The following is a 22,723-nucleotide window of genomic DNA, read 5'->3' on the forward strand; positions in this document are numbered from 1 at the left end:
CCCCGCATCAGGCGGTTCCGTCGCAAAAGAATTGAGTGATTTAAGAATTTTAAAAATGTACAGGATTGCTTATGCAATTATGGAGTTGAATTGGTGAGCGAGTGAAAGTGCCTTAGCCCAGCCGCGCATCTGACCTTTGCGAATCATGCGCATGATCTCGATTCCACCAAAGATAATGCGTGCGCAGCGAAAATTCTTAAAGCCAATCATTGGTCGCGTTCGACGTTTGATTACGCGGTGATCCTGTTCGACAAGGTTGTTTAGATACTTTTGCTGGAGAATCTTGATCGGTGTTTCCTGCGCGGCATTGATCGCTTTCAAACGGGCGAGGTTCGATGCGCTCTTATCGATCGTCACGGACTCTGGGTCGCCGTTTAGCACGATTGCCCTTTAGGAATATGCCTGCGCGGCAGCCTTGTTTAGGCGGGCTCGTAGCAGGAAATCAACCATGTTACCGGCTTTGTCGATAGCGCGGTAGAGATAACGCACGCATAGGAGCATCACGTCCAGTAGATAGTGGAGCCGCTTAAACACTTTCGGCATCGCGGTAGTCAGGTTTTGCTTCGTGGATCGGATCGTTCGATCGGGGTCTTCAGAATACCAGACCCACTTATTGCGACAGAACCGTGCCAGATATCGCATTAGCTTTGCAGCATCGTTGCTATTTCATTAGCGGAATCGGCCGAGCGCTTTGCAAGCTTCCTGACCTCGTCAGCGACGACAGCAAACCCTCTACCGCCTTCTGCTGCCCTTGCAGCTTCGATGGCAGCGTTCAGCGAGAGCAAGTTCGTTTGAGATGCAAGGTCGTCGATCGTTTTCACTACGCCTCGGATGCGTTCCATCGTTTGGTGCTGAGCCGTAATATCGCTCGAATACATCGATAGCTTCAACATGGTTCCATCCATGCCTACTATAGGATTGAAGGTGCTTTGCAACCAGACGGTCTTGCCGTCCACGTCGGTAGCTTTAATTTCGAGTTCCACGCTTTCGCGCCGTTTTAGCTTTGCAGCATTGTCGCCGGCAGTTGCGTCGCGATAAATATCGGAGAGCGTCGCAAGCGCTGAATTCAAGTCTTTGAAGCCCAAAATGCCGAGGAGGACATTACTTGCGTCGACAGGGACGCCCCGCGGAGACCAGTCAGCAGTGGCCGTCGACGATCGTATCGCTGTCAGTCGCGTTGCATCCTCTTGCGCCTTGAGTTTTGTCTCGGTGATGTTGGCTTGAACTGACACAAATTTCTTAAGGTTTCCGTGCTTATCAAAAATTGGATTGATTGACAGCGAAATCCAATACGGCTCCCCGTGCAAGTTATAGTTTAAGATCTCTTCGTAAAAGGGCTCGCAGGCAGCCAGTTTCACCCGAATGCGGGCGACCGTCGTTGGGTCGGTGTGCGCTCCTTGTAGCAAGTGACCTGGCTTCTTGCCTGTGGCATCTTCAGAGGTAATGTGAGTCAATTTCGTAAAGCCTGCATTTACGTATTCGATTCGGCCGTCGGCGTCGGTTATGACAACAGAATTGTCGGTGCAATCTGCAACCATTGACAAAAGCTCGAAGCCTTTACGCCGCTTGACCTCTTCGGTAATGTCAGTCGCTATCTTAACAATTTTAAATGGTTTTCCAGCTAAATCGAAAATGGGGTTGTAACTCGCTTGAATCCAAACGTTTCTACCTGTTTTATGAACTCGCCTGAATTCGGCAGATTGAAATTGCCCTTTCCGCAAATTTTCCCAAAATCGCTTGTAATCGGGTCCCCGGTGCTCAGCATCGTCGACGAACATCTTGTGGTGCTTTCCGCGTACTTCTTCGAGCGTATAACCCAATGCGGATAAGAAATTGTCGTTTGCGTATAGAATATGCCCGACCATGTCGAATTCAATGACCGCTTGAGATCTGCTGATCGCGGTGATTTGGCTCTCGTAATTGATGTCCCGGACCTTTCGCTCTGTCGTGTCCTGGGCAATCTTGAGTACGCGAAACGGTCGACCGAGTCGATCCAGCACGGGATTGTAGCTCGCTTGAAGCCAAACAGCGGAACCGTCCTTCGCTCGCCTCATAAACTCGGCGCTATGAGTAGCTCCATTTCGAAGTTTCTGCCAAAACTCTTGGTACTCACGGCTGGCGCCGTATTCTTCATCGACAAAGATTCGGTGGTGTCTACCCTTTATATCTGCGAGCGAATAACCCATCAGATCAAGAAAGCGTGCGTTGGCAAATACAATGTTTCCCTCCATATCGAATTCAATAGAGGCTTGTGATTGCAATAACGCGTCTAGACGACGTCTTCGAATCGAGGAAAAGAAGTTCATGATATTTAAGTGGCGTCAAGTCATGGCGCACTCACGCCAAAAGTAAGTAGCCTTTCATAATGTCGTCACTAGCCGTGTTAACTGCTCTGACTGACCTTTTACCTACAGGCGGGTTAACGGCAGCGAATTTGTCAACTTGAGCGAAGTCCAAGAATCCTGGGAGCTAAGCGCGAATCTGTGTACGGGGGATTGGAGGCGTGAGGATGAAGGCGGTGGAGGTTGCAGCTAAGAATCTGATTGTCGAAGTCGGAAACCAGCAAACAACAAACCACCTACCATGAGCAAGTTTACGGAAAAGGAAGTCGTCGGTCTATCGCAAGGCGGTCTGGGTCTGGACGATCTGGTGCGCCAGGGCGCGCGGGAGGTGATCCAGCAGGCGATTGAAGCCGAGCTGTCGGTGCTGCTGGAGCGGCTCGCGAATGTCAAGACGCTGCACGGGCAACGCGCCGTAGTACGCAATGGCTACCTGCCGCAGCGCGAAGTGTTGACGGGGGCCGGCCCGATTCCGGTGAAGGTGCCGAAGGTTCGTGATCGATCAGGATCGGGTGTGAAGTTCAATTCATCGATTGTGCCGCCGTATGTGAGGAAGTCGCCGGGTAATCCCCCCATATTTAAAGCGGGCGGATTCAACCGGTCACTGGGTGGGGGGATTACCTACTGAACAGGTTTAATTCACGGAGTGAATTACAGGTTAATGCTGGCCAACTTTTTCCAGAAGCTTTTCTTTGAAAGCATTCAATCGCTTTGTCGCAGCTTCTTGTCCACCTTGATCAAAATTCCCATACACCGAAACCGTAAGATCTAATTTACGCCCGCCATTTAACGAACGCACCATGATCGTTGCCCTCTGAATTTTTCCGTTCATTGCGCCAACGAAAAGACCTGCATTTGAAGAAAGAGTGATGCTCCCAGCGTCTTTATCAAAACCAGAAACATCGTACCCAAGCTCCTTACCAACTGCCGACACCGTATCTAAGATATCCGGCCTTGCGCTTTGTAATGCAATCGAATCGTGACGGCGGATTCAACCGGTCACTGCAACACCCTGATATTGATTGTTATAAAATCTGAGGTGTTGTCATGGCGAGCATATTTGGCCCGATGACGGATGCACGTAAGACCCGTATCTGGACTTTATGGCGAGGCGGCATCCCGACATCGCGATGTGCATCGAGCCTATGTTATCAGGCCGACAAGTGGAGGCGATGGCCGACGGCATGCTAGCCGGCGGCTTTATGGGATGACGCGATCCCGGCGATACGCGCTTCGACGCCACGACGATCTGTCACTGCGGCTTGCGCATCGCCGTGCCCTCGCATTCCTCGCCCGCGTTTTACGACTTCCTGATCCGGCAGAGTCAGGTGGCAGGCTTCTCGCCGAATATCGTGCAGATCGGCGGCGATGTCGTGACTATTTTGGGATTAGTCGCGGCCGGCATTGGCTATTCGATCGTGCCCGACACGGCATTGCACAGTCATCCAGCCGGCACCCGCCTGGTCGAACATCCCGAGTTGACGATGTCCTATCCCGTCGAGATCGTCTGGCGCCGCGATCAGGATAACGTCATCGAGAATGACGCGTTGACGCACACTCGTACGGCAGATGCAACGCGACGGCGTGGTGTCGATCAACGCGAATGCGCAGCCATCGGTTACGATTTGAATCGCCGAAAAGGTCTCGCCACGCGCCGCTTTTCCAGATAGCGTCGCGCGCCTTTGCTCCCGCCACCTGGGATTACCCGCACTCGCGAAATTGCGATACGTCCTATCGCGAAATGCGCGGACGCGTGCGTTCCTATCTCTCTACACTCTGGACACGCGCCTCGATGCGCGAAAAAAAAATAAAATCCGGAGACAGACATGCTTGCACGACGAGGCTCGAATCTAGCGCTGGTGGTCGCCCATGTAGCAGGGATGATCGACCTGGTAGCCCTCCCCGTCTGGATCGAAACATTGATCCGACACTTTCATTACGATGCGCAACGTGCTGGCGGCTTGGCAACCACCTACCTTGCCTGTGCGGTCCTGTCCTGTGTCTTCCTCACTCCCACATTGACGCGACTTCCCGGACGTTTCAGCGCGGCCGGTGGCTTCGCATTGGCCGCTTCGGGCTTCTACCTGGGCGCGCATGCTGACAGCTTTGCCCTCATGGTGATAGCGCACGCAATTGCAGGCATCGGCGTCGGCTGCGGCCTCTCCGTCACGCACGGCGCGATCGGCAGAACCTCGAATCCGCATCGTCTCTTTGCAATGAGCCATTTGGCGCTGGCCGTCTTCGGCGTTCTGTATTTTGCGACGCTTCCGCCATTGATCGGCGCGCACGGCGGCACGGTGCTTTTCGCGGTCTTTACGGGGCTGACGCTCGCCGCCGCTTTAGCACTCGCCGTCGCCTTCCCCACGGTGCAGGCTGTCGACGGCCGTGGCACGCCCCGTCCGCTCGGCACGCCGCGCCCGCAGCGTCTGGCCCGCGGCTGTCGGAGCGCTATCGCCGGCATCGTGTGCATGGCGATCAACCAGGCCATGCTGTTCAGCTTCGTGCAATACATCGGCATGGTGCGCGGCTTTGGCGCTTCGCGCGTGGACGCGGTGCTTGTCGCGGTCGGCCTCGTTAATCTGTTGCCGCCGATCTTCGCAACGCTCCTGCAAGGGAGACTCGAAGCGCGCGGCGTCGCCTTTGCCGGTGCCGTAGCACAAGCCGTTCTCGCACTGACCATCAGTAACACGTCTCACTTCCTGCCGTATGCCGTCGCGACCAGTCTCTGGGTCTTCGCGATGATTTTCACGCATACCTTCCTGTTCGGCTTCCTGGCCAAACTGGATCGCAGCGGCCGCGCCGTCGCTTACACCCCCGCGATGCTGATGGCGGGCTCCGCAGTCGGCCCCGTACTCGGGGGTGCCTTGATCGTCCGCGCGGGATTCGGCGCCATCGGTATCGCCGCGATGCTGATCAGCGTCGTGAGCATCGTATTTTTCCAGCGCCTGCGCGCTGTCGAGCCCGCACAAGCGCAACTCGACGCACCCGCGGCGCATTGACGCGACAACGTGAAACGCAATAAAGGATTTAAAAAAATGACCGGTATCGTCTTCAACAACGTCAAGGTTTTCGACGGCAGCGTGGTGCTGCCCTACACCGCACAGGTGCGGGTGCAAGGCAATCGGATTAGTGCGCTCGCCAATGCCAGCGAGCCGTCTATCGCACTCGCCGACGACGCGGTCTACGACTGCCGCGGTGCGACGCTGCTCCCGGGGCTGATCGAAGCGCATGCCCATTTATCCTGGCCCAGTTCCGTCGAAAAGTTCGTACCCGGCATGTCCCTTCCGCCGGAGGAACTCGTGCTCACCACGGCACGCAATGCGCGCATTCTGTTGGATCACGGCTTCACCGGTGCCTACTCGGCCGGCTCCCTCAGCAAGCGGGTCGAAGTCGCCCTGGCCGAGCAGATCGACAGTGGTGGTATGCCGGGACCGCGGCTAGTGGCATCCTCGATCGAACGCACGCCGCCCGTTGCAGGCGACGAGCAGCAACTCAGCGCCGGCGAGGTCGATCCGCACGGGGTGGGTCCCGATGCGGTCCGCGCCTTCGTCCACGACTGCGCCGAGATGGGCGCGCGCTCGGTCAAATTTCTGCTCTCCGGGGAAGACGCCTTGCAGCCCGGTGCCTCGCAGCAATTGCTTTATACCGAAGCGGAAGCACGCGCCGCGGGCGATGCGGCGGCCGAAACCGGCGTCTGGCTCGCCGCGCACGCGCAAGCCGCCGAAGCCGTCAAAATGGCGCTGCGCAATGACTTTCGCGTGCTCTATCACTGCACCTATGCCGACGAGGAAGCGCTCGACATGCTGGAAGCGGCACGCGATCGCATCTTCGTCGCCCCGGCCATCGGGATTATTCAAGCCACGCTCGATGCCACGCCGCCGCCCCACTTCGACATGAACCATATGAAGCGCAGCGCGGCGGAAGTGCGAACGCTCCAGCAACGTTTAATCCCGGAATTGCGTCGACGCGGCATCCGCGTCCTGCCTGGAGGCGACTATGGCTTCCCCTTCAACCCGAACGGCCGCAATGCGCGCGACCTCCAGCTCTTCGTCGACTTGTTCGGCTATACGCCTGCCGACGCATTGCACGCGGCCACCACGCTCGGCGGCGCCTTGATGGGCATGCCGGAGTCGCTCGGCCGCATCGCACCGACCTATCTGGCCGATCTGCTCGTGGTGGACGGTGATCCGACCGAGGATCTCACGATCCTGCAAGACAAGCAGCGCCTGCTCGGCATCATGAAAGACGGCGCATTTCACAAGGAACCGCGAGCCCTGCTCGCCGCACGCCAGCACCGGGAATAAGCGATGCATCGTCCTATCGACTCTTCCGCCGCCGCGGACCTCGCGCAACGCATCCGCGAGGCCGGCCCCATCATCGACCCGCCGCTGGTCAAAGGCTGGTATGCGTTTTATCGAGAGAATCAGCTAAAAGAGGGCGTCGTGGTTCGGCACGATATCGCCTATGGCGACGACGAACGGCAAAAACTCGATGTCTACCTGCCGACAACGCAGACCGACACGCCGCGCGGACTGCTGCTCTTTGTCCATGGCGGCGGCTTTATCCGCGGCGATCGACGCGAGAGAGCCAATGTCGGATGGCGTTTCGCGCGCGCTGGCTTCGTCACGGTCTTACCCAGCTATCGCCTCGCGCCAACGCATCAATGGCCGGCCGGCGCAGAGGATGTGGCGGCTGCATGGGCATGGTCATATGCGAACGCGAAGGCACTGGGCGCGGATCCGCAACGTGTCTATCTGGCCGGCGAATCCGCCGGCGCCGCGCACGTCGCGGCGGCAACGCTGATCGAGAATCTGCGTCCGTCCGGCATCCCTGCGCCACGCGCCGCCACCTTCATCTCGGGCGTCTATAACGCGCATCTTGAACAACGCGCTCGGCGTCAATTCTCGATTGCCACGCCCGACCCACGCAACGAAGCCTATTTCGGCAACGACTTCACGGAATATCGGAAACGCTCCACTGTGGAACGCATCGATACGGCGCCCTTTCCGCTGCTGATCACGTGGGCGGAATTGGATCCGCCGCAGATGCAAGTGCAAGCGGGGGAGCTTTTTGCACGGCTGACGACGCAGCACGGTTTCGACCCCGATCTGGCGGTCATTCCCGGACACAATCACCTGTCGCAGCTGGAAGCCATCAACACCGTCGACGAGGTGCTCACCGGCGCCTTACTCAGCTTCATCGGTCGACACTAACGCACTCTGCAAAGAGCGATTCCATCGGGAGGGGGAATCGAGGAACATTACTTCGCAATACGTATTACATTAAAAAAACAAAGGAGACAAATGTATAGAAAAACGATCCGGGCCATTGCGAGCTGCGCCCTTCTCTGCACAGGCTTTATGCAAGCCGCCCACGCCTATGAGGGCGGCGTCGCACCCTATCCGGCGGGCGCGGAAGTCGACTATATCGCCGCGATGCCGCCGATTCCGGGCTTGTTCGTGATGCAGCAGTTCAACGAGAGCTTCTCGAACGGCCTCTACGGAAACGATGGCAAAAAGCTGCCGACTTCCTTCCATACCTCGATCTTTTCGGAAACCACGCGCTTATTGGCCGCCTATCCGCTGACGGTCCTCGGCGCGAAGGTTTATTCGCAGTTGGTCGTCCCCGTGGTCTCCTTGCACAGCACGGTCCAAGGCTACAAAACCACACAGAACGGCTTGGCCAATATCACCGTCTCGCCGGTCATTCTGCAATGGACGATCGCACAGAATCTCCGTATTGCGGCAGGCGTCGATCTGTCCCTGGAAACAGGTTCCTACAGCCCCAGCAAGACCAGTGTCGCGAGCGGCTATACCTCCATTCAACCGGTGCTCTCGATCCGGTATGACAGGCCGGACAGCATCGATATCGGGTTGTCGAATCGCCTTCTTATCAACGAGAAGAATAGCGACACTAATTACAAGTCGGGTACCGGCTATACCGGCCAATTTCACGCTGGCTGGCACTTAGGCCGATGGGAAGTCGGCGCGGTCGGATACTACGTCAATCAGTTCAGTAACGACGAGCAGAATGGCGTCGCCGTATCGGGTAACGGTAATCGGATGCGCAGCATCGCCGTCGGCCCGGCGATCTCGTATAACGCAGGGCCAGTCAATATCAGCCTGAATTATCAACAGGGCATCTACGCGGCCAATACCAGCAAAAGCAATAATGTCTGGCTGAACCTCGCGATCCCCCTGTGGGTCCTCAGCGGTCATCACTGATGTGAAGCCTGTACGCGGATGCGTCCGCGTTCGACATGCCGCCGACCTAAGCGCATCGCCGGATTTAGCGGCCGGCAAGGCCCGCGGCCGCGTCGACCAATTGCTCCCTAAACCAGCGATGACACGGATCTTTCTCGCGATAGACGTGCCATTGCAGGAATTCCCGCACGGCCGGAATCGGAATCGGTGGCTCGACAAGCCGCAACGGCAGGCGCCGTGCCAGTTCGGTCGCCAGGCGGCGGTGCATCGTCGCCACCATCCGGGTGCCGATCAAGACGGGCGCCATCGAACTGAAGTCCGACGTCGTGATTCGCACGCTGCGTCGAATGCCTTGTGCTTCGAGATAGCGACTGTCGTACGTGGGCGCACGCGGCCAGCCGAGCAAGGCCGCCACATGATCGAGGCGCTCGAATTCCGCCACGCTTAAACGATCGGCCACCCCGTCGTTGCCCTCCCAGACCACGCAGACATAACTGTCATCGAACAAAGGTAAACTAGGATGATCCGACGCGATGAACGGCTCGGGAATGATCAGAAAATCATACTCGCCGCGCCGCAGCTTCGCGGCTGAGTCGTCCACCTGGGGCATCAGTTCGAGCGTGATATGCGGCGCCAGTTGCGCGATCGTGGGCATTACGCGCGGCATCAATACGTTGACGACGTAATCCGATGTGGCAATCTTGAAATGATGCCGCGCGTGCGCTGGATCGAATGTCGGATCGATCGCGACAATGGTCTGCACCTGGAGCAGGAGATCGCGTACCGGCTGCGCCAGTTCCCGCGCCAGCGGCGTCAGTTCCAGGTTGCGCCCGACGGGAATCAGCAACTCATCCTCGAAATAATCCCGGAGCTTCGCCAGCATGCCACTGATGGCAGACTGACTGAGGTTCAAGCGCTCGGCGGCTCGAGTGATACGCCGCTCCCCCAGCAGCGCGTCCAGTGTCACGAGCAGATTCAGGTCCAATCTGTTGAAGCGCATCGTGTGGGTCTCCAAAAAAAGCCGCCTGACAGAGCGGCCAGTTCTTATTATTTTTTGCGTCGTGCAGCGCTTGCGCGTTTCTGGCGGCGTTGAAATTGTGCCACGGTATCGCCTTTGGCGTCGTGCCGGCGATTTTATCGAGACCAACCCGTACGGCAGGCGTCCGTCACCGGACGCCCCCGTGCACGACGTATTACCGCAATCGCCGATACATTTCGTCGAGCAAGGCGCGGATTTCACCGGGCGATGCAGCGGTGCCGAAGACGTAGTGATCGGGCCTGACGAGCGCCGCGCAGCAATCGTGCGTCGCCATCCACCGCCCCAAGACATTGTCCACCTCGTGGACATCGCCGCCGAGCCGCACGACCGTCACGCCTGCCGACGTCGGGGCATCGACGCTGCCCATTGTCAGCAGCTGCCAACCGGTGCCGGCGAAGTCATCGAGCCGTATCGCCTCCCCTCCGTCGCGTTGCACCCACGGCTGCGGAAACAAGGGGTGGGTTCAATGGGTCGCTGCAACAGCCTCGCGTAGTTTATCGGCCGGAGACATGAAGCCCAAGGTCTTTTTAGGCCGTTCATTAAGGCGCGTTGCGATTTTGTTCAGTTGCTCCTGCGAATATTGATGAAGCTGGGTACCTTCAAGCAAATACTGTCGCAGAAGTCGGTTCGTATTTTCGGTGGTGCCGCGTTGCCAGGGACTTCGTGGGTTACAACGGTAGACCTGCACATCCGTAGCGATGGTGAATTCTTTGTGGTTCGCCAATTCCATGCCACGATCCCAGGTGAGCATCTTGCGTAGATGCTGTGGAAACCGCTTTACCTCGCGTTTAAGGCCCGCCACAACGCTCACCGTGTCCTTGCCTTTTATCTTGGCGAGGATGGTGACCCTCGAGCGCCGCTCGACCAGTGTGGCGACGTGAGTATTGTTCGCGTCGCTGACAAGATCTCCTTCCCAATGACCCGGCACGGCGCGGTCGGCCGCTTCAGGCGGGCGCTCGTGAATCGAAACAGCCCCAACTATCTTGTTGCGCGCGCCCTTGGTGCTAGAGAAGCGCGAATGACGCATCTTGCGCTGGGTTCGCAAATGATACTGTAGCTCTTTCTTTAAAGCACCGCGCGCCTGCACAAACAGGCTGCGATAGATTGTTTCGTGTGACACGCGCATCGACTCGTCATCGGTATATCGGCGCTTAAGCCAGCCGCTTACTTGTTCCGGAGACCATTCGCAAGAGAGCTTACGTTCGACAGCGTAGCGCAAGCGCGGGTTGCGCTCCAGCAGGCAATTTTGGGACGCAGGCTAACCTTCAAGGCTGCCTCATCGGGGTCCAGAGCCCGATAATGGCCTGTTCCACCGTTACGCGCAATCTCACGCGAAATGGTGGATGGCGCACGATGCAACTCACGCGCTATGGCCCGAATGGAAAGCCCGGCGGACACGCCGCGCGAAATCTCTTCACGTTCACTGAGAGTCAATGCCCGCGACGATCGCTTGCGCGCAGCAGGGCCGTAACCTCCGCATAGCCGGATGACGCCGTAGATCGACCCGGCTGGCTTGCCTAGCGCTTTGCCGATGCCAAGAAACGATTTACCGGCGCGCCACCTCCGCCAAACTTCTGCCTCGCCTTCTGGCGGCAGCCTAGGTCTTCCCATCTGTGCCATTCGTCAACCCTCCCTCATTCGATATCAATAGAAAGGTGTTGCAATGACCCATTGAACCCACCCCTCTTGATTCATACGGCTCCCATCATCCCGTCGTAGGAATACATCCACGCCTCCAATGTACAAACGCATTAGGAAACTGACGTGCAAGCCGCCCGAGGGCGTGTTTAGCTCGGCGTTTATGCCAAGCTAAATGTTTGAACTTGCGCATCATCCAGCGCGTCAAGTACGCATTCACCTGCTTCCACAAAGTTGACATCTCCCGCTGACGCTATCACGGGCAGAGCAGGGAGGTGACGGGGATGTCGCTAGGATCGAGGTGCCGCCGCCGACACTGCAAGTCCTCGCGCGACTGCTGTCGCTGATGGCTAGCCAGCAAACGTTTTTGCTCAGTCCCGCCGACACAGAACTGACGACTGGCCAAGCGGCCGATCTGCTGGGCGTCTCGCGTCCGTTTTTGGTAGCAAGACGCGAGGCCGGCGACCTCGCGCACCGTAAGGTTGGTCGCCACCGCCGTCTACGCCTGGACGACGTACTTGCCTACCAGCGTTCAATGAGAAGGGAAAGAAGTGCCGCCATCGATGAGATGGTCGAGGCAAGTGAGGCCATGGATGGTTATGGTTTATGAGATTCTGTCATGACCGTTTTATCGTTGTCTTAGACGCTTGCGTGCTATTTCCGATGCTGGTACGAGACGTGTTGCTCATCTTTGCGCAACACGGATTGTTCATACCTCGGTGGTCAGACACGATTCATGACGAATGGCCGAGAAATTTGGCAGCTCGACTCGCCCAGCAAACAACCGCGGCGCAAGCGAGAGACCAAACTGCCCGTATCCGCAGCGCCATGGAGAGGGCTTTCCCAGATGCAAACGTCCGACCGATACAACTGGAAAGTGATTCATTTGAATAGGTTGATGCGAAGGATCGCCATGTCGTAATGACGGCGATTGCATCGCGCGCAGATGCGGTCGTGACGTTTAATGTGAGAGAATTCGCCGTGGAGGTTGTCCGCGATCCCTAGTAAGCCCGCGCGCGTCATGCTGTCGATCCCGCGCATGCCCCAGTCATCCAAAATCATTACGTCCGTCTTCGCGAGTTGCAGCAACCATTTTCCGGACGCGCTACTCGCGTGCGATATCCTTGTCGGCGAGATACGGTTTTAATAGGACGGATCGTTGATCGGGAAACGCGGAAAGCCGTCGGCTGCGGGCACACCCCATTTCTGCATCAGCGCGGCATAGCCTCCCGCCGCTTCGACTTGAAGCAGCGCCTGACGGAACGCCTCTGCCAGTTGACGGCCGTCGTCGTCCGTTCCGAAACCAATACCGTAGGCAGAGTTGTAGTAAAAAAACGCCTGTCGGTACTTGTCCGGAAAACGCTTGATATTGTAATTCGCAGCGGGCGAATCGACCCAGGCCATTTGGTTGACGCCGGTCGTCAGCGCCAGCAACGTCATATTGGTATCCGGATAGGTGGAGATAATCATTGCCTGCTTGCCTGCCGCAACACAAGCCTTGCTGATCTCGTAAGCCTTCCCGAGCTGTGCCGTTCCTCGCGGGAGGCCCGCCGACACGCCGCAGAGATCGCCTAAGTCGTGAACCACAAGCGGACTGCCCGCCGCCGTCACGATGGTCTGCCCTACCTTGAGATAGTCGATGAACGTGACCTGCCCGTGACGTGATGGAAAATCGCCTAATGAAAGCAGTATGTCGAAGCGTTTTGCACTGAGCCCAGGGACGAGCGAGTCGAACGACGCTTGAACGAATTGGAGCTTCAATCCCAGGACCTTGGCTGCGGCGGAAAGGAGCTCCGGCGCGAAGCCTGCGATATTGCCATCATCGTCGACGAATTTGATTGGCGCGATCTCCGGATTCACGGCCACCGTCAATGTGCCCGCGCTCCGATAGTGCACGGGTACGGCCGTCGTTGTGGGCCCAGCGACCGCCGCGCCGTTCACAGCGGCGCGGTCGGCCGCCTGACCCGGTTGGATCGCGAACATCGCGACCCATCCCAGCGCCGCGACTATCCGGACACAACAGTTCCGCGGTGTTTCGTTCAAAAAGAAGAAGGACATGTTTTCCCTGATCTGGTTGTAGACAAAAAACACTTCAGGTCTTGGGCACCAGCGCCGAGGAAAAGCCACGTCGATGCCACAGCAAGGGACTGCCATCCAAGGCATCGTCCAAGATCGTGTCGACGATTTCCCCGACGAGAATGCTGTGCGAATAGCCTTCGTGCAATGCGAGCAACCGGCACGCGAGCGACGCTACGCTTTCCGCCAACATCGGCACCCCACCTGGCCCCGCGCGCCACGTTGACGGATCGAAGCGCGCAGACCCACTTTCGGATATGAAACGCTCGGCGATATGACGTTGCCGATCGGACAGAAGATTCACCGCGAACACACCGCAGCGAACGATCGTGTCATGCACGCTTGCTTCCTTATTGATACATGCCAGAATGGTGGGCGGGGCTGCAGACAGGCTACACACGGAAGTTGCGAGGACACCAGCGGGCGAGGTGCCGTCCGTTGTCGTAACCGCACTGATACTAGTGGTGAAGCGCGCCATCGCGTCTCGAAACACCGCGGCCGAGATACCCATGCTATCAACGTCGGTCTGCATCCAAACCTCCTCCGTTCGTAATAATGGTAGGAATACTTATTGCTTAGCTCGATATCATGAAATCACATCCCATATTCTAGCCGGCCAAGGCCAAGATTTTCGCGCAGCGTGCGTGCCTCGTATTCAGTACGGAACAGGTCTCGCCGACGCAATTCAGGAAGAACGAATCGAACCAGATCGTCGATACCATGTGGCAACGTCGGCGGACGAATATTGAAACCGTCCGCCGCACCGCGTCTGAACCAGTCTTCCATGACATCGACAATGTCAGACGCGGTGCCAATCAAGTGGAAATTGTTGCCCGACGCGACCCGTTTGAATATCTGGCGAATCGTCAAACCGTCGCGACGTGCCAATGCGAGCAAATTCTCGGCAATGCTGCGAACTTTCTGCCCTCCCAGATCCGGCACCGGTCCGTCGAGATCATAAGCAGAAAGATCACCCAGCGTCTTGTACAGTAGAGACAGACCGCTCAACGGGTCGATCAGGTCCTGCAACTGATCGAATTTGTCTTGCGCCTCCTGCCGGGTTTCCCCGACATACAACATCAGCCCCGGCATGATCAACATCTGATCCGGTTCACGTCCGTATTTTCCTAGCCGCCTTTTCAAATCCTCGTAATAGGCTTTCGCCCCATCGAAATCGAGCGCATTGCTATAGACCAAATCGGCACTTCGCGCTGCCAGCTCGCGGCCAGCTTCAGCAGCACCCGCTTGCACGATGATCGGTCGTCCCTGTGGCGTGCGCGCGGAATTAAGCGGCCCCCGCACCTGGAAATGCACGCCTTTGTGATTCGGGACGTGCAATTTCCGTTCATCATAGAAGACACCACTTTGCTTGTCTCGAATAAATGCATCATCCTCCCAACTATCCCAGAGCTTCTTGACGACATCGACGAACTCGTCGGCCCGGTCGTACCGTTTCTCATAGCCCAGGTGTGCGTCCCGGCTGAAATTCCACGCTTCCTGTTCGGACCACGACGTCACGACATTCCACCCGGCACGTCCTCCGCTGATGTGGTCGATCGACGCATACTTTCGTGCAATATGAAAAGGTTCGTTATACGTGGTGGATGCCGTTGCCACCAGGCCAATATGCGAAGTGTGTGCACCGATTGCCGCTAATAACGTCAACGGCTCAAGCTCGGCATTTTTTGAATCACGTGCCAATGACCCTTTCGGCTCGTCGTTGGCACGGACACCGATACCATCAGCGAAAAATATCATATCCAATTTGGCATCTTCCGCTTTTTTCGCAGTACTTAGAAAATACTGAAAATCAATTGCACCGTCTGCTGGCACCTCCGGATGACGCCAGGCTGCCATATGATAGCCCTGATATCGCATTGACAAGCCGAGCCGCATTTTGCGCTTCTCACCAGCCATGATTATCTCTCCTCGCATAAATGGGATATTACCGTGTGCTTTGCCTGGAAGGCTGGTTCACGCCTATCCTCGTTGATGAGTCATAAAACGACGACAGCGTTCGGTACTGCCGCCCGCAAAAATCTGCTCGGGGCTTCCTTGATCGACGATCTTGCCTCCGTCCATCAGCACCATCCGACTCGCGACCTTACGCGCAAAGTCCATTTCATGGGTGACGACGACCATCGTCGTCCCGGCAAGCGCGAGTTCCTGGATGACGTCTAGGACTTCGCTCACCAACTCAGGATCCAGCGCGCTCGTCGGCTCGTCAAAAAGCATGATTTCGGGCTCCATCGCCAGCGCCCGCGCAATGGCCACGCGCTGTTTCTGGCCGCCCGATAACTGCGCCGGATAATGATGCATGCGATCGCTAAGGCCAACGCGTGCCAATAAACGCTCTCCTTGCGCAAGGGTCGTCGAACTGTTTTTCCGTCCTACAATGCGTGGTCCGGCCAGCACGTTATCGAGCACCGTGTAGTGCGGAAATAGATGGAAGCCCTGAAACACCATGCCAAAATGGCGGCGCTGATGATCCAATGCTTTATCCTTCAGTCGGACGCACTTCGTGCCACGCGTTTCCGCACCAAGCGCTTCCCCGTTGAAACGCATCGCACCGAAATCAATCAGCTCCAGCATATTCATACATCGCAGCAAGGTGCTTTTCCCTGACCCCGAGGGACCGATAATGGCAACCACTTCTCCTTTCGAGAGCAAGAAATCGACATCCTTCAATGCGGCAAACGAGCCAAAATGCTTACCGACGCCGGACATCTCGAACAGCGGCACGCCCAAATCCACACCCGGTATCCGATCCACCGCAGCCTTCATTTAGGTGCTCCTTTTCCGAAGTGTCGCTCCAAGATGTTCTGTACGAACATGGCCAGGCTTGTCAGAAACAGGTACCAGATGCACGCGACCGTCAGCAAGGGAATCGTCTCGAAATTGGTCGCGTAAATCAATTGAACCGTGGTCAGCAATTCGACATAACCTATGACAGTGACCAGCGATGTATTTTTAAACATCGTAATGAGCTCATTCGCCAGCGGCGGAATGATGATGCGCACGACCTGCGGGACGATGACATGCCACATCATCCTGAAGTCACTCATCCCAAGCGCTTTGCACGCTTCTTTTTGTCCTCGATCAATTGCGGCGATACCGGCTCGAAATGTCTCCGCGCTGTGACCTCCGAGGTAAATCGCCAAGCCGATCACAGCGGCACTGAAACGTGAAATCAACTGGTTCGTGTTCACGTCGAACAGCGTCACATGCAGCAAAGGGATCGATAGCGTCAAACGTGGTACTAGCGCGGACAGGAAAAAGAGAAAAAGCAGCATCGCGAGTGTCGGGGTAGCGCGAATGACCCAAATATAGAGAAATCCCAGGGCTCGGGGCACCGGATGCTGTGCCATCCGACATGCAGCGACAACCACACCGATCGCCAAACCCAACATGCTGGAAACAGCCGTCAGAATCAACGTGTTGCCAAGACCTCGCAAAACCCGCGCGCTGAACAAATAATGCGCTACGAGCGGCCATTGCCAACGCGGATTCCCCACAAAAAGCATCAATGCAAGCGCCACTGCGATAACTGCAAAGACATACCACAGCGCGTCCGACAGTTTCGCCCGGGGATGGATGGTCTGACGTTTCCGCGTCGGCGGGCGTGGCCGGTCGGCGCCATCGCGCAGGTGTAGCGTTGGCGTTTCGCCAGGCAGTGGCTCTTGAATAGGCATGTGCACTAAAATTTCCCTCGGATGGTTGTCCCGATCACCTGGGAGAAATATAGGCAGTAAAAATTATTACATCTATTCGAATTTTGTTTGATCGAAACAAACAAATGTAATGACCTAAAGAATGCGGAAAACGCCGTAACCCAACCTGGAGCAACCCTGTGGCCAAGCTGAATGCGAAGCAAATGGATGTATTCGCCGCTGTGATGACGTACGGCTCCATTACCGCGGCAGCCCAGCAGCTGAACGTATCGCAGCCGGCGGTAAGCCGGATGATCGAGCGTTTCGAAATGGAAGCGGGTTTCGTCGCTTTCGAAAGGCGGCGTGGCAGACTGATTCCCACGCCGGAGTCCGAGATATTTTTTGCCGAAGTACGACAGTTCTATCGCGGAATCGATTATCTGAACGACGTCGCCCGGGAAATCGGAAGCACTCGTCGCGGCTACCTTCGTATCGGAGTGTTTCCGGCGTTCGCGGAAGGCTGGATCACACAACGAGTGGCCCAGTATCTTGAAAATAAGGCGCAGATCTTCACGTCGGTGATGCCGATGTCGACAGACAGCGTCGTGGACGCGGTATCGCGCCAGACCATTGATCTCGGTATCACCCTTCGGGCATCGGATCGCGATGGCGTCCGAGCGGAAGAGATCTGGCGCGCCGACATTGTCTGTATCGTCCCGACCGGCCATCGGCTCTCCAGAAGAAAAATCATTGATCCGGCGGACCTTTCAGGCGAGGATTTCGTAGCGATGGCCGATCGCGGTCCAACGCGTAATTACCTCGATACTGTCTTCAATTCCCTCGGCATAGAACGGAAGATGCGCGCGGAAAGTCCATGGGCATCCACTGTCTGTCATATGGTCGCGGAACGTTTGGGCGTTGCCTTGGTATTGCGGGATGTCGCTGAAGAGTTCGCCTTTCTCGGCTTCCACGTGTTGTCCTTCCAACCCCATATGGAATACCAGGCTTTTCTGGTGAGCGGCACGACCCGGCCGCTTTCCGCCGCAGCGAAAGGCTTTCGCGAACTTCTGCTCGCGCAACACAAGCAAAACCGACCGAAACGATCACGGCGCGCCTAGCCTCTTTGGATCTCTGCACAACGTACCAAAGCCCTCGAAGAGGTAGGTAAAACGATCGCGCGGCATTGTCAGGTTGTTGTGCTTGTTGACGTAAGATGTCGTGATGAAGAAACCAAAATCGCTCTAATCGCTTTTAATGCTGCGAGGTTCGATCCGCTCTTATCGATCGTCACCGTCTCGGCGTCGCCGTCTAGCGCGACTGCCCGCTCGAAATATGCCTGCGCAGCAGCTTTGTCCCGGCGTGCTCGCAGCAGGAAATCAACCGTGTTGCCGGCTTCGTCGACGGCCCGGTAGAGATATCGCCACTGCCCCCGATTCGAACGTATGTCTCGTCCATTCTCCCGCTTCTGCCCACCGTGCGTTTGCACCGCCGGATCGCTTTTTCAAGTAGCGGCAACAGTTTGATCGCCCAGCGATGAACGGTCGAATGGTCCACAGCAATACCACGCTCTGCCATCATCTCTTCGACGTGTCGTAAGCTCAACGGATACGCAACATACCAACGCACGCATAGCAGCATCGCGTCCAGCGGACAGTGGAGCCATTTAAACACTTTCGACATCGCCGCAGTCAGGTTTTGCTTCATGGATCTGATTGTTCGCTCGGGGCCTTCAGAATAACAGACCGCCTTATTGCGACAGAACCGCCTTGACCATGTCTCGCCGGCGACGACCTCCATCTATATATCAACGGAATTGGATCGTCGCATTCGGGCGTTCGAGGAGGCGTTCTGATTGCAAAGGCACACCACGAAACCGACTAGGCGGACCTCTTAACCCGCTTTATTTTTTTCTGAGGCGATCTCCACCAGGCTCTCAACGATCTTACCTATTTGCACCAGAACCGAATGAACTAGAAGTTTTCCCATGGACTCGTGGCGGACGACAACGCCGGCTCCTTGGGGCGCACTATCTGGTTTGCCTGCTTTTTAGCCGCAAGCGGGCCGCCGATGGGGCGGGGCTGCACCACAGGGGATTTTCCAGCATCGGCTTCTCCATCAAGATTGATACGGAAAATTGCAACAGAATCGCGAAGGCTTTGTGCCTGGTCGGCCATGGCCTTTGCGGCGGCCGTAGCCTGCTCAACTAATGCCGCATTTTGTTGCGTTACTTCGTCCATTTGACTCACCGCCATATTCACCTGTTCAATGCCGGCGCTTTGTTCGCTGGACGCCGACGCAATCTCTCCCATGATGTCGGTTACGCGTTTTACCGATCGGACGACATCGTTCATCGTTTCCCCTGCACTGTGTACAAGCGCCGAGCCTGCATTCACATGCTCGACCGAGGTTCCGATCAGTCCCGTAATTTCCTTCGCGGCGGCAGCGCTGCGTTGTGCCAGTGTGCGTACTTCCCCTGCGACCACGGCGAAGCCGCGGCCTTGCTCTCCTGCCCTTGCTGCTTCCACCGCCGCATTGAGTGCCAGAATATTGGTCTGGAATGCAATGCCTTCGATCACAGAGATAATGTCGACGACCTTTGATGAACTTGCCGAAATATCCTGCATGGTCGTAACAACCCGTCCAACTACTTCGCCACCCGTCGCGGCGGTTTCTGAAGCAGAGTTGGCGAGAGTGCTGCCTTGACGCGCATTTTCAGTGTTCTGTCGAACCGTGGCGGTGATCTCTTCCATGCTGGCTGCCGTCTCTTCCAATGACGCAGCCTGTTCCTCGGTTCGCTGTGAAAGATCCACATTACCTTGCGCAATCTCGCCAGCGGCGACGGAAATGGACTCCGCGGACGTTTTAATGCCTGCGACAACCTGACTTAAATTGCCGCGCATGACTTCGAGCGAAGCCATCAGGCTCGTTTCATAATTGACGCCAACGTGCACCTTCTGCGTCAAATTGCCTTCGGCGATTTGGCGTGCCATCTCCTGTGCGTCGGTTGGTTCTCCACCCAGTTGCTTAAGAATGCTTGCCTTGATGACAAACGCCAAGAATAACCCTGCGATGGTCGCCACCGCTACGGTGCACCAAGTTGCGGTGCGAACTGTAACGTAGGCAGCATCCGCATCCGCACTTGCCTCGGCGTTTAACTGGTCCTCGAAATCGGCGAGCTCAGTAAGGTGTGTCAGCCAGATCGCCTGAGCGGGCCTGGCTTCCTTGATCAAGACGCGTATGGCTTCGGTGGGATTATTCGCCAAGGACAGCGCCAAAGCCTTTGCCATCAAAGGGGCTGCGGCAGCAGCGTCGTCTTTGATTTTGGCGAAGAGGGTGTGCTCACGATCGGTGGTACCGGCTTCGGCCGCGAACATTTTGCCCAGTGCATCCTCCGCGTCCGCATAGAGCCTTTTTTGCTTGTTCAGGCGTTCGGACTCTTGCGCCATGTCGGCTGGCTCGGTCAGCAATGCAATATTACCTATGGCAATGCCCTGGTTTGATACGGCACTCTTCATTTCCTTCGCATATTTTAATTCTGCGTTGTTAACGTGGGCGATGGCGTCAAGATTGCCGTGTAATGAAAAGATTCCATAAATGCCGATGAGCGCGACAATCAGCAAAAGTACAAGAATGCTGCCGAAGCCAATTGTTAAGCGGGTTGACACTTTTAAATTGTTCATTAGACTAAATGGTTTGTTATTTACAGTTCCGTATAACGGCATAATTATTAAAAACTTTACCAATTTCAGATCCTTAACATTTCGCACGAACAATTACTTTCCGGACCGGAGCTCGCTTCAGAAATAGCGCAATAAAGCACGTCATTTCGATGAAATTCTTGCCAGATGCGGTTCTGACGGGTATTGAGTTTCGACGCGGCAATCCGTGCTATCGCCATAACTCTTCTTATGGCAATAGTGATTTTCGGCTTTTAAACAGTCGCTTTGCGGCTCGAGCCACGCGAGAAACGCCACAGCAAGACCGACTGAAACGGCCACCGGCTCTGGCTGATCGGGGATGCATGTCGCAGCTGGAATGTTTTGTGCTCCGATGTCGGTTTCGTTGTGTCGATCGGCCATCAGCGACTGAGCGCGCCTGGCGTGCTTTATCGCCCGAATTCTGAAGCGACCCCTACATGGTGCTGGCAATGAGAAGGCCAAGTACGTCACCTAATCGCACGTCGGCTACTCGATATGTCTGTATTACCGGGCGACTCGCCAACAGTCAGTCGGGATTTCTGCTAAAGCACAATGCCTCTGAAATCTTTCGAAATACCGCACAGATCTATCGAGATAATGACCAGAAAGACATCATAAAGATAGGGTAATCCGTGTGCACAAACACACTGCTAGCATTGGAACGCCATACTCTTTAACCTTGTTTTCTCTCTCGCTATGCGCCCTTATGCTGCGATACCGTCAAATCTTTCTGCCGTCTTCTCCCACCGAGACATCACACTGCGCCAGCGCGTCATCTGCGGGAGTACCACGCTATTGAGCATTGCCATGTTGGCGGCGCCCGTTGCCGCACACGCGGATAATGTGTTTTACAACGTCAACAATCAATTGACGGCCTCGATCGGCGGGCATCATTTGAACTATAAGGAATCGACAGACCAATAAAGCTCCCTCGATAGCGAAACCGGCACGCAAGTCGCGTATCAGGTGCATGCCTCGATGCAGCAGTCGTTCTTCGGCATCAACGACATTTACCTGAGTGCGACCGTCGCCTATTCCAAAGGCAACACCGACTACAACGGCATTGTCAACTTGGCGAAACGAAGACTGTACGACAGCAGATGTGATGGCTATCAAAAGTCGAAGGACGGATTTTGGGTGAATTCGGCGAATTCACGCCATGCGAGGAAGCTGGCCGCGAGCCGGTTGCGATAAAGTGCAACTGGCTGCATATGCCGCTTGAGCGCGAAATGTTGACGGATCGGCCCGAAGTACGAAAGTAATTTCTGCGTGCGTCTCGGGCTGCGAAAACCCGCATGCGACGCTTGCGTTCGCGTGTGGGTTGATGGCTATTCTCGGCCCGATTGTTTAGTCGCGCTGCTGCCTTGACGAACACTTGCTTCACCTTCGCCAGTTCCGGGATTTCGGCTTTCGCCGCCGGATAGCTGCGTAAATTATCGGTGACGATCTTGCGCGGTACCGGGTTCGATCGCATTACGCGCTTGAAGAAACGTTTGGCAGCGGCCTTGTCACGCCGCTTTTGCAACAGAATGTCGAGTTCTGTGCCATGCTCGTCCACTGCACGCCAGAGCAGGTACGGTTCGCCGCGAAGCGAGACGAACATCTCGTCGAGGTGCCACGTGTTTCCAGGCTTGGGCCGGGCGGCTTTCGCCCTGCGAGCAAAACCCTTACCGAACTTGTCGCACCAGCACCCGATTGTCTCGTAGCTCACGACGACCCCGCGCTTGAAAAGCAATTCCTCGATGTCGCGCAGACTTAACTGGAAGCGGAAATACCAAGGCACGGCGCAACTGATGACCGCAAGCGGGAAGAGATGGCAGTGATAGAGCGATTTTGATTTCTTCATCACAACATCTTACGTCACCGACCCAACAACCTGACAATGCCGTATTTCCAATGGCGTCCATTACGGAGTCGAAAGCTTTCAAAGCATCTTCCTTTTAAGAGGCGGTTTCAGAAAGACGTGAAGGGCTCTGTTAACTTTATAGACATCCTGTTAACCTAGGCCATCGCGATGAAGAGACCAAGGGATGGACAAGCCAATCATTGACGACGAATTATGGCGACGACTCGAACTGTT

19 protein-coding genes and 5 pseudogenes are annotated in these 22,723 nt (G+C 56.2%); 8 read left to right on the forward strand and 16 right to left on the reverse strand.

Translation table 11 applies throughout. From position 1 onward, the window contains the following. Positions 1-69 precede the first annotated feature (69 nt). A pseudogene (locus tag SJQ66_RS10485) lies at positions 70-486 on the reverse strand (DDE-type integrase/transposase/recombinase); the annotation flags it as partial. Positions 487-641: 155 nt separating this feature from the next. Next, the gene (locus tag SJQ66_RS10490; RefSeq protein WP_046153764.1) at positions 642-2,306 is read right to left on the reverse strand and encodes a PAS domain-containing protein; all 1,665 of its coding nucleotides are present in this window, start codon (positions 2,304-2,306) and stop codon (positions 642-644) included. Between the two features lie 277 nt (positions 2,307-2,583). Here SJQ66_RS10490 and SJQ66_RS10495 point away from each other — a divergent pair. Next, positions 2,584-2,898: pseudogene (locus SJQ66_RS10495) on the forward strand (transposase); the annotation flags it as partial. Between the two features lie 99 nt (positions 2,899-2,997). On the opposite strand, the gene SJQ66_RS10500 reads toward SJQ66_RS10495, so the two are convergent. Continuing rightward, the gene (locus tag SJQ66_RS10500; RefSeq protein WP_320534028.1) at positions 2,998-3,273 is read right to left on the reverse strand and encodes a hypothetical protein; all 276 of its coding nucleotides are present in this window, start codon (positions 3,271-3,273) and stop codon (positions 2,998-3,000) included. A gap of 340 nt (positions 3,274-3,613) precedes the next feature. Here SJQ66_RS10500 and SJQ66_RS10505 point away from each other — a divergent pair, with 340 nt between their 5' ends. The 5 genes from SJQ66_RS10505 to SJQ66_RS10525 all read left to right on the forward strand — a co-directional run bounded on the left by SJQ66_RS10505 (position 3,614) and on the right by SJQ66_RS10525 (position 8,563). Beyond that, the gene (locus SJQ66_RS10505) at positions 3,614-4,009 is read left to right on the forward strand and encodes a LysR substrate-binding domain-containing protein (RefSeq protein WP_157685227.1); all 396 of its coding nucleotides are present in this window, start codon (positions 3,614-3,616) and stop codon (positions 4,007-4,009) included. 156 nt (positions 4,010-4,165) lie between these two features. Beyond that, the gene (locus SJQ66_RS10510; RefSeq protein WP_176026009.1) at positions 4,166-5,338 is read left to right on the forward strand and encodes an MFS transporter; all 1,173 of its coding nucleotides are present in this window, start codon (positions 4,166-4,168) and stop codon (positions 5,336-5,338) included. Between the two features lie 36 nt (positions 5,339-5,374). Continuing rightward, on the forward strand, positions 5,375-6,643 hold the full coding sequence (locus SJQ66_RS10515) for an amidohydrolase family protein (protein WP_024905796.1): 1,269 nt from the start codon (positions 5,375-5,377) through the stop codon (positions 6,641-6,643). A gap of 3 nt (positions 6,644-6,646) precedes the next feature. Beyond that, positions 6,647-7,552: an alpha/beta hydrolase gene (locus tag SJQ66_RS10520; RefSeq protein ID WP_046154371.1), complete on the forward strand. Its 906-nt coding sequence runs from the start codon at positions 6,647-6,649 to the stop codon at positions 7,550-7,552. Positions 7,553-7,642: 90 nt separating this feature from the next. Then, on the forward strand, positions 7,643-8,563 hold the full coding sequence (locus tag SJQ66_RS10525; RefSeq protein ID WP_046154370.1) for a SphA family protein: 921 nt from the start codon (positions 7,643-7,645) through the stop codon (positions 8,561-8,563). Between the two features lie 64 nt (positions 8,564-8,627). Here SJQ66_RS10525 and SJQ66_RS10530 read toward each other — a convergent pair whose 3' ends face one another. The 3 genes and pseudogenes from SJQ66_RS10530 to SJQ66_RS10540 form a co-directional block, all read right to left on the reverse strand. Next, positions 8,628-9,542, reverse strand: a complete 915-nt coding sequence (locus tag SJQ66_RS10530) for a LysR family transcriptional regulator (protein WP_320534029.1) — start codon at positions 9,540-9,542, stop codon at positions 8,628-8,630. Positions 9,543-9,735: 193 nt separating this feature from the next. After that, positions 9,736-10,035 (reverse strand): hypothetical protein, encoded by a 300-nt coding sequence (locus tag SJQ66_RS10535; protein WP_320534030.1) that lies wholly within the window; start codon positions 10,033-10,035, stop codon positions 9,736-9,738. A gap of 9 nt (positions 10,036-10,044) precedes the next feature. After that, a pseudogene (locus tag SJQ66_RS10540) lies at positions 10,045-11,201 on the reverse strand (IS30 family transposase). Positions 11,202-11,520: 319 nt separating this feature from the next. Between SJQ66_RS10540 and SJQ66_RS10545 the strand changes: the two are divergent. Beyond that, positions 11,521-11,829 (forward strand): helix-turn-helix domain-containing protein, encoded by a 309-nt coding sequence (locus tag SJQ66_RS10545; RefSeq protein WP_052738529.1) that lies wholly within the window; start codon positions 11,521-11,523, stop codon positions 11,827-11,829. A gap of 272 nt (positions 11,830-12,101) precedes the next feature. On the opposite strand, the gene SJQ66_RS10550 is transcribed toward SJQ66_RS10545, so the two are convergent. From SJQ66_RS10550 to SJQ66_RS10575, 6 genes are all read right to left on the reverse strand, one after another. Continuing rightward, positions 12,102-12,308: a hypothetical protein gene (locus SJQ66_RS10550; RefSeq protein ID WP_046154292.1), complete on the reverse strand. Its 207-nt coding sequence runs from the start codon at positions 12,306-12,308 to the stop codon at positions 12,102-12,104. 54 nt (positions 12,309-12,362) lie between these two features. After that, positions 12,363-13,277 carry an ABC transporter substrate-binding protein gene (locus SJQ66_RS10555; RefSeq protein WP_253556567.1) on the reverse strand — a complete coding sequence of 305 codons (915 nt, stop codon included), beginning with the start codon at positions 13,275-13,277 and terminating at the stop codon, positions 12,363-12,365. A 34-nt stretch (positions 13,278-13,311) separates the two neighbouring features. Next, positions 13,312-13,827 carry a flavin reductase family protein gene (locus tag SJQ66_RS10560; protein WP_024904329.1) on the reverse strand — a complete coding sequence of 172 codons (516 nt, stop codon included), beginning with the start codon at positions 13,825-13,827 and terminating at the stop codon, positions 13,312-13,314. Between the two features lie 62 nt (positions 13,828-13,889). After that, positions 13,890-15,212, reverse strand: a complete 1,323-nt coding sequence (locus SJQ66_RS10565) for an LLM class flavin-dependent oxidoreductase (RefSeq protein WP_320534031.1) — start codon at positions 15,210-15,212, stop codon at positions 13,890-13,892. 63 nt (positions 15,213-15,275) lie between these two features. Continuing rightward, entirely contained in the window at positions 15,276-16,079 is an 804-nt protein-coding gene (locus tag SJQ66_RS10570) for an amino acid ABC transporter ATP-binding protein (RefSeq protein WP_320534032.1), read from the reverse strand. Next, on the reverse strand, positions 16,076-16,987 hold the full coding sequence (locus SJQ66_RS10575; RefSeq protein ID WP_320534033.1) for an amino acid ABC transporter permease: 912 nt from the start codon (positions 16,985-16,987) through the stop codon (positions 16,076-16,078). The genes SJQ66_RS10570 and SJQ66_RS10575 overlap by 4 nt, the downstream gene beginning before the upstream one ends. A 158-nt stretch (positions 16,988-17,145) precedes the next feature. On the opposite strand from SJQ66_RS10575, the gene SJQ66_RS10580 reads away from it, so the two are divergent. Beyond that, positions 17,146-18,063, forward strand: a complete 918-nt coding sequence (locus SJQ66_RS10580; RefSeq protein WP_046154290.1) for a LysR substrate-binding domain-containing protein — start codon at positions 17,146-17,148, stop codon at positions 18,061-18,063. A 119-nt stretch (positions 18,064-18,182) separates the two neighbouring features. On the opposite strand, the pseudogene SJQ66_RS10585 reads toward SJQ66_RS10580, so the two are convergent. The 4 genes and pseudogenes from SJQ66_RS10585 to SJQ66_RS10600 form a co-directional block, all read right to left on the reverse strand. Continuing rightward, a pseudogene (locus tag SJQ66_RS10585) lies at positions 18,183-18,649 on the reverse strand (IS6 family transposase); the annotation flags it as partial. 266 nt (positions 18,650-18,915) lie between these two features. Beyond that, positions 18,916-20,625, reverse strand: a complete 1,710-nt coding sequence (locus tag SJQ66_RS10590; protein WP_046154289.1) for a methyl-accepting chemotaxis protein — start codon at positions 20,623-20,625, stop codon at positions 18,916-18,918. A gap of 141 nt (positions 20,626-20,766) precedes the next feature. After that, positions 20,767-21,024, reverse strand: coding sequence for a hypothetical protein (locus SJQ66_RS10595; protein WP_157685972.1), 258 nt, complete (start codon positions 21,022-21,024; stop codon positions 20,767-20,769). A gap of 731 nt (positions 21,025-21,755) precedes the next feature. Continuing rightward, positions 21,756-22,489: pseudogene (locus tag SJQ66_RS10600) on the reverse strand (IS6 family transposase). Positions 22,490-22,723: the final 234 nt, after the last annotated feature.

The sequence above is a fragment of the Robbsia andropogonis genome (assembly GCF_034047095.1).
Classification (GTDB): domain Bacteria; phylum Pseudomonadota; class Gammaproteobacteria; order Burkholderiales; family Burkholderiaceae; genus Robbsia; species Robbsia andropogonis.